The organism is Streptomyces ipomoeae 91-03 (assembly GCF_000317595.1).
GTDB lineage: Bacteria > Actinomycetota > Actinomycetes > Streptomycetales > Streptomycetaceae > Streptomyces > Streptomyces ipomoeae.
The window spans coordinates 1-6624 of sequence record NZ_AEJC01000500.1 but is presented as its reverse complement, the minus strand read 5'-3'; the positions used below and the strand labels follow the sequence as shown (position 1 = coordinate 6624).

7 protein-coding genes and 1 pseudogene are annotated in these 6624 nt (G+C 70.8%); 6 read left to right on the top strand and 2 right to left on the bottom strand.

The window, feature by feature from the left end:
* Window positions 1-50: 50 nt before the first annotated feature.
* Window positions 51-593 carry a DUF6328 family protein gene (locus tag STRIP9103_RS32640; protein ID WP_009327603.1) on the top strand — a complete coding sequence of 181 codons (543 nt, stop codon included), beginning with the start codon at window positions 51-53 and terminating at the stop codon, window positions 591-593.
* On the opposite strand, the gene STRIP9103_RS32635 is transcribed toward STRIP9103_RS32640, so the two are convergent.
* The gene (locus STRIP9103_RS32635; RefSeq protein WP_009327599.1) at window positions 565-1023 is read right to left on the bottom strand and encodes an ATP-binding protein; all 459 of its coding nucleotides are present in this window, start codon (window positions 1021-1023) and stop codon (window positions 565-567) included. The two genes, STRIP9103_RS32640 and STRIP9103_RS32635, sit on opposite strands and share 29 nt — an antisense overlap.
* A 248-nt stretch (window positions 1024-1271) precedes the next feature.
* On the opposite strand from STRIP9103_RS32635, the gene STRIP9103_RS32630 reads away from it, so the two are divergent.
* Window positions 1272-2237, top strand: a complete 966-nt coding sequence (locus STRIP9103_RS32630) for a helix-turn-helix domain-containing protein (RefSeq protein WP_009327605.1) — start codon at window positions 1272-1274, stop codon at window positions 2235-2237.
* Entirely contained in the window at window positions 2153-2377 is a 225-nt protein-coding gene (locus tag STRIP9103_RS32625) for a DUF397 domain-containing protein (protein ID WP_048821397.1), read from the top strand. The genes STRIP9103_RS32630 and STRIP9103_RS32625 overlap by 85 nt, the downstream gene beginning before the upstream one ends.
* A 57-nt stretch (window positions 2378-2434) precedes the next feature.
* Here STRIP9103_RS32625 and STRIP9103_RS32615 read toward each other — a convergent pair.
* Window positions 2435-3563: pseudogene (locus tag STRIP9103_RS32615) on the bottom strand (8-amino-7-oxononanoate synthase).
* A gap of 201 nt (window positions 3564-3764) precedes the next feature.
* Here STRIP9103_RS32615 and bioB point away from each other — a divergent pair.
* The 3 genes from bioB to bioD form a co-directional block, all read left to right on the top strand.
* Window positions 3765-4979, top strand: a complete 1215-nt coding sequence (gene bioB, locus STRIP9103_RS32610; protein WP_009327602.1) for a biotin synthase BioB — start codon at window positions 3765-3767, stop codon at window positions 4977-4979.
* Window positions 4980-4986: 7 nt separating this feature from the next.
* Complete coding sequence (locus STRIP9103_RS32605) at window positions 4987-6294, top strand: adenosylmethionine--8-amino-7-oxononanoate transaminase (RefSeq protein WP_009327601.1); 1308 nt, start codon at window positions 4987-4989, stop codon at window positions 6292-6294.
* A 14-nt stretch (window positions 6295-6308) separates the two neighbouring features.
* On the top strand, window positions 6309-6624 hold a 316-nt coding region (gene bioD, locus STRIP9103_RS32600; protein WP_009327596.1), incomplete at its 3' end, for an ATP-dependent dethiobiotin synthetase BioD.

Here is a 6624-nt window from a genome sequence, read left to right as displayed (position 1 = left end):
CCCCGGCCTCGACACGCGTGACACGGGCTGAACCGGTAACCCGTTCAATCATGGCCGAAAAACCCACCCGCCCCGCCCGCAACGAGACTCCGCTGGAACGAGCCGACCGCAACTTCGCCGAGTTGCTGCAGGAACTGCGGGTCACCCAGACCGGGGTGCAGATCCTCTTCGCGTTCCTGCTGACACTGGCCTTCACACCGCGCTTCGCGGACATCGACTCCGTCCAGCGCGCCACCTACGTCATCACACTGCTGTTCGCGGTCATCGCGGCGGCGCTGTTGACCGCCCCCGCCGCACTGCATCGCTCGCTGTTCCAGCAGAACGCCAAGCCCACCATCGTCCGCGTCTCGTCCCGGCTGGCGAGCACGGGCCTGTGGGTGCTGATGCCGGCCCTCGCCGGGTCCGTACTGCTGGTCGTGGACGTGACCCTGGGCCGGGCGGCCGGTGTCGCCACCTGTGTCGGCACGCTCATCGTGTGTCTGGGCCTGTGGAGCGCGCTCCCCAAGTGGGTGGCGCGGTCGAGCCGGAACCGTACACCCACGGCACCCGAGGTCGAGCCCCGGGTCACGGCTGCTGTGGAGCGCCGGCCCTGACCGGCTGCACGGGGACCGTCCAGGGCAGTTCGATGGCGACCGTCTTGCCGCCCTCGCGGGTGGGTCTTACAGTCAGTCGGCCGCCGCGCTCGGCGGTCAGCCAGCGGACGATGACCATACCCCGGCCGTTGTCCTGCTGAACGGCGGCGGGCAGACGTTTCGGGAGGCGTGGGTGGCTGTCGGTGACGCCGATGCGCAGCTGCTCGTCCCGGTCGAGGGCGATGTCCACGGTGAACGTGGGTGACAGACCGAACGTGTGCTGGACGGCGTTGGTGGCGAGTTCGGACACGATCAGACGCACGGTGTCAGCGGTGTCCGTGTCGCTCGGCAGGCCCCATTCGGCGAGCACGTTGACGACGTAGTTACGGGCCGCGGACACCGAGGCTGGATCGCTCGGCAGAGTGACGGAGGCTTCCTGGTGATCTGCCATGGCGCGGTCGTCCCTTTCCGACGGGACCGGCGTCCGACACGGAGCGGAGGGTTCGAGTACGGTCCCGGACTGGTGCTTCGCGCCAGACTGCCACTACCTGGGCCGTCACGGGTGGCGATCCACCAAGATATGCATATATCTGTCCCTCAAAGCGGTGAACTCTCCGACGGCCGAGCGTTTTCGGGTGGACTCTTCGTCCATCCTTTTCCGTCACCCGACCACCACGCGCCGGGCGGAAGGAGAAACCCATGCAGTACGGTCCGGCGGTGCGCCGCCGCAGGCTCGGCACCGAGTTGCGTCTCCTGCGCACCCGTGCCGGTCTCACCAGTATCGAGGTGGCCCGGCTGGTGGACTGGCACCAGTCCAAGGTGAGCCGGATCGAGACCGGCGCCAGCGGGGTGAAGCCCGCCGACGTACGGAAGCTGCTGGACACGTACCAGGTGGACGACGCCGGATTACGGGAACTCCTCCTGGCGTTGGCGGGCTCGGAGGACGGCGGTGGGCGGCACAACTGGTGGCATGCGTACCGCGGGGTACTGCCGCCGACGTACCGCGACTTCATCAGCCTGGAGTCGCAGGCCAGCGGGATGCGGACGCTGGAGACCTCGGTCGTGCCGGGGCTTCTGCAGATCCCCGAGTACGCGCGGGCGGTGACACGGGCCGCGGTGGAGGGGCTGGAAGACGACAAACTCGACGCGCTCGTGGAAGTGCGGCTCGCGCGGCAGGACGTACTGCGCGGTGATCCGCCGATGGAGCTCAGTGCCGTGCTCGACGAGGGCGTCTTACGGCGGGAGGTCGGCGGACCCGACATCATGGCCCGCCAGTTGGGGCATCTGGTGGAGGCCGCGGCCCTTCCTCAGGTGCGACTGCAGGTGCTGCCGTTCACTGCGGGGGCACACATCGGCATCACCGGTCCTTTCGTAATTTTCTCATTTAGGAGCACATCCGATCTGGACGTGGTTGTTCTCGACCACTTGACGAGTAGCCTCTATCTCGAGCGGAAAGAAGACCTCAGGGCCTATGTCGAGGCCTTCAAAACCCTTCAGATCCACGCCCTTTCGCCCGAGGACTCGTTGGATTACATCGCCGGGCTGGCTCATGCCCAGCCATCGGCGCGTAAGGAGGCGCCATGTCCGCACTGCCTCGGAACGTACCTACCAGTACCGCACTGCGCGGTGTGCGCTGGCGGCGCAGCAGCCGCAGCACGGGAATGAACAACTGCGTGGAAACGGCCCGTCCCGGGTCCGGCCGCTGGGCCGGGCTGGTGGCCGTGCGCGACTCGAAGAACACCGCGGGGCCCGCCCTGCTGTTCGCCCCGGAGGCCTGGGAGGGATTCATCACCACCCTTCGGTGAGCACCACCGGTGCCAAGGGAAGTTCCGCTTCTGGCGACGCACGGCCGGGACGCCGACTCACGGTCGCCTTTCTCCGATGATCCCCACGGCTCGGTCGATCTGCCCCTCGGTGAGATCCGCCCGGGCGGTCAACCGCAGCCGCGACACGCCGTCGGGTACGGACGGTGGGCGGAAACAGCCGATGGCGAGACCCGCCGCGCGACAGTCCGCCGCCCACCGCACCGCCTGATCCGGTGACGGCGCTCGCACGGACACCACGGCGGCGTCGGGCCGCACCGCTTCATGGCCCGACGCCGTCAGCCGTGTGTGCAGCTCCCGCGCCACCTCGCGGGCCCGCGCGGCACGCTCCGGCTCCCGGCGCAGCAGCCGGAGCGCGGCCAGGGCGGCGCCGGTGGCGGCCGGGGCGAGGCCCGTGTCGAAGATGAACGTTCGGACAGCGTTGACCAGATGGTCCCCCCACGTGCGCCGGGCCGAGGACGGCACCGCCCTGGCTGCCCAGCGACTTCGACAGCGTGACCGTCACGACCACGTCGGGCGCGCCGGCGAGCCCCGCCGCGTACGGGGCACCCCTGCCTCCGTCGCCCAGGACCCCGAGCCCGTGGGCGTCGTCCACGACCAGCCCGGCGCCGTACTCCCGGCAGACGGCGGCCAGTCCGGCCAGCGGGGCGGCGTCGCCGTCCACCGAGAAGACCGTGTCGGACACGGCGATGGCCGGGCCTTTCGCCGTGCTCAGCGCCTTACGGACGGCCTCCGGGTCGGCGTGCCCGACGACCTGCGTGGTGCCCCGGGCCAGCCGGCAGCCGTCGATGAGGGAGGCGTGGTTGCCGGCGTCCGAGACGACGAGGGAGCCGTGCGGGGCCAGCGCGGTGACGGCGGCGAGGTTGGCGGCGTAGCCGGAGGAGAAGACCAGGGCCGCCTCGAAGCCGCAGAAGTCGGCCAGCTCCCGCTCCAGTTCGCCATGGAGTTCGGTGGTGCCGGAGACCAGCCGGGAGCCGGTGGCCCCGCCGCCCCAGCGGCGCGCGGCCTCGGCGGCGGCCTCGGTGACCTCGGGGTGCCGGGCCAGGCCCAGGTAGTCGTTGCTCGCCAGGTCGAGGAGCGGCGAGTCGGCGGGGCGGGGGCGCAGTGTCCGTACGAGCCCGGCCCGGCGGCGTGCGGAGGCCTGCTCGTCGATCCAGCCGAACGCCATGGGTCCTCCGGGGTGATGTGGGCGGCCCGCCGCAGGGCATGCGCTCGCTGCACACGGTGTGCGGGGGCTTTTGTAGGCAGTGCACAGACATTAACGGGACGACCAGCCGCTCACGATGTGGCGATACCCACACCTCGAACCGACTCTGTTGTCCGAAGTCTCCTTGGCCCGGGGCGGTCCCGTAAGACAGGATCGGCTCTCATGGACCTGCTGAACACGCTGGTGGACAAGGGGCTCCGGCGCGAGCCGCTGACCCGTGCCGAGGCTCTCGCCGTCCTCGGCACCTCCGACGACGACCTGCTCGACGTGGTGGCCGCGGCCGGGAAGGTGCGCCGGCACTGGTTCGGGCGCCGAGTGAAGCTGAACTACCTGGTCAACCTCAAGTCCGGGCTCTGTCCCGAGGACTGCTCCTACTGCTCCCAGCGGCTCGGCTCCACCGCCGGCATCCTCAAGTACACCTGGCTCAAGCCCGACGAGGCCTCCAAGGCCGCGGCGGCCGGGCTCGCTGGGGGCGCCAAGCGGGTCTGTCTGGTGGCGTCCGGGCGCGGCCCGACCGACCGGGACGTCGAGCGGGTCGCGGGCACCATCAAGGCGATCAAGGAGCAGAACGAGGGCGTCGAGGTGTGCGCCTGTCTCGGGCTGCTCTCCGACGGCCAGGCCGAACGGCTGCGCGAGGCGGGCGCGGACGCCTACAACCACAACCTCAACACCTCCGAGGCCACATACGGCGAGATCACGACGACGCACACGTACGCCGACCGCGTCGACACCGTGCAGAAGGCGCACGCGGCCGGACTGTCGGCGTGCTCCGGGCTGATCGCGGGCATGGGCGAGAGCGACGAGGACCTGGTCGACGTGGTCTTCTCGCTGCGCGAGTTGGACCCGGACTCGGTACCGGTCAACTTCCTGATCCCGATCGAGGGCACGCCGCTGGGCAAGGAGTGGAACCTCACGCCCCAGCGCTGTCTGCGGATCCTGGCGATGGTGCGCTTCGTCTGCCCGGACGTGGAAGTCCGCATCGCGGGTGGTCGTGAGGTTCACCTCCGCACGATGCAGCCGCTGGCCCTGCACCTAGCCAACTCGATCTTCCTCGGCGACTATCTGACCACCGAGGGCCAGGTGGGCAAGGCCGACCTGGAGATGATCGCGGACGCCGGGTTCGAGGTGGAGGGCGCGGGCGAGGTGACGCTGCCGGAGCACCGGGTGGCGTCGGGTGCGGGCGGCTGCGGTTCGCAGGCCGAGGCGGGGTGCGGTTCGGCGTGCGGGTCCCATGAGGGCGGCAGTGTCTGCGGGTCCCATGAGGATGGTGGCGGAGTCTGCGGTTCCGTCCCCGCCGCGGCTGTTGCCGAGCCTCGTACGGACCTGGTCGCCGTACGCCGCCGGGGTGCCGGCACCGATCTCGCCCCCAATGCCTGACCCGAGCATGCCCCTGATGGACGTGCCCCAGACGAACGTGCCTCTGAGCGTGCCGGAGCTGCTGGATCTCGACCGGCGGCACGTGTGGCATCCGTACGGGCCGATGCCGGGTCGTCAGGAACCGCTCGTCGTGGAGTCGGCGAGCGGGGTCCGGCTGAGGCTCGCCGACGGCTCGGGCGAGTTGGTCGACGGCATGTCGTCGTGGTGGTCGGCGATCCACGGCTACAACCACCCGGTGCTCAACGAGGCCGCACACGACCAGCTCGCGCGGATGAGCCATGTCATGTTCGGCGGACTCACGCACGAACCGGCCGTACGACTGGCGAAGCGGCTTGTCGACATGTCGCCGGAGGGCCTGGAGCATGTCTTCCTCGCCGACTCGGGCTCGGTCTCGGTCGAGGTCGCGGTCAAGATGTGCCTCCAGTACTGGCGCTCGCTGGGCCGTCCCGCCAGGCAACGGCTGCTGACCTGGCGCGGCGGCTACCACGGCGACACCTGGCAGCCGATGTCCGTGTGCGACCCCGAGGGCGGGATGCACGAGCTGTGGCAGGGCGTACTGCCCCGGCAGGTGTTCGTGGACCCACCGCCCGCGGAGTACGAGGAGTCGTACGCCGAGCAGCTGCGCGCGGCCGTCGAGCGGCACGCCGACGAGCTGGCCGCCGTGATCGTGGAGCCGGTGGTGCAGGGCGCGGGCGGGATGCGGTTCCACTCCCCCGCGTATCTCCGGGTACTGCGCGAGGCGTGCGACGAGCACGACGTACTCCTGGTGTTCGACGAAATCGCGACCGGGTTCGGACGCACGGGCGCGCTGTTCGCGGCGGAGCACGCGGCGGTGACGCCGGATGTGATGTGCGTGGGCAAGGCGCTCACCGGCGGGTACATGACGATGGCGGCGGCGTTGTGCACGCCGAGGGTGGCCGACGGGATCTCGCGGGGCGAGGTCCCGGTCCTGGCCCACGGCCCGACGTTCATGGGCAACCCGCTGGCGGCGGCCGTCGCCTGCGCGTCGATCGACCTGCTGCTGGGCCAGGACTGGTCGGCGGAGGTCAAGCGGATCGAGGCGGGCCTGCGGGAGGGCCTGGCACCGGCCCTGGACATGCCCGGTGTGAAGGACGTACGCGTCCTCGGCGCCATCGGCGTCGTCCAGCTCGACCACGCGGTGGACATGACGAGGGCGACGGCCGCCGCCGTGCGTGAGGGCGTGTGGCTGCGTCCCTTCCGCGACCTCGTCTACACGATGCCGCCCTATGTCACGGGCGACGAGGACGTGGCACGGATCGCCCGCGCGGTGTGCGCGGCGGCGATGGCGGGATGACGGAAGAGGCTGACATGACGATCCTGGTGATCACGGGGACGGGCACGGAGGTCGGCAAGACCGTCACGACGGCGGCCGTCGCCGCGGTGGGCGTGGCCTCCGGCCGCTCCGTGGCCGTCCTCAAGGCCGCGCAGACCGGCGTACGACCGGACGAGCGCGGCGACGCCGATGAGGTGGCCCGTCTCGCGGGCGACGTGACGGCACGCGAACTGGCCCGCTACCCGGACCCGTTGGCCCCCGCGACGGCCGCCCGGCGCTCCGGCCTGCCTCCGGTCCACCCGGAGGATGTCGCCGAGGCGGCGGCCAAGCTGGCGGTGGACCACGACCTGG

What these genes read in the sequence shown, in the direction of transcription:
- STRIP9103_RS32640 (WP_009327603.1), top strand. Translation starts at nt 51, where the DNA reads ATGGCCGAAAAACCCACCCGCCCCGCCCGCAACGAGACTCCGCTGGAA.
- STRIP9103_RS32635 (WP_009327599.1), bottom strand. Translation starts at nt 1,023, where the DNA reads ATGGCAGATCACCAGGAAGCCTCCGTCACTCTGCCGAGCGATCCAGCC.
- STRIP9103_RS32630 (WP_009327605.1), top strand. Translation starts at nt 1,272, where the DNA reads ATGCAGTACGGTCCGGCGGTGCGCCGCCGCAGGCTCGGCACCGAGTTG.
- STRIP9103_RS32625 (WP_048821397.1), top strand. Translation starts at nt 2,153, where the DNA reads ATGTCCGCACTGCCTCGGAACGTACCTACCAGTACCGCACTGCGCGGT.
- bioB (WP_009327602.1), top strand. Translation starts at nt 3,765, where the DNA reads ATGGACCTGCTGAACACGCTGGTGGACAAGGGGCTCCGGCGCGAGCCG.
- STRIP9103_RS32605 (WP_009327601.1), top strand. Translation starts at nt 4,987, where the DNA reads ATGCCCCTGATGGACGTGCCCCAGACGAACGTGCCTCTGAGCGTGCCG.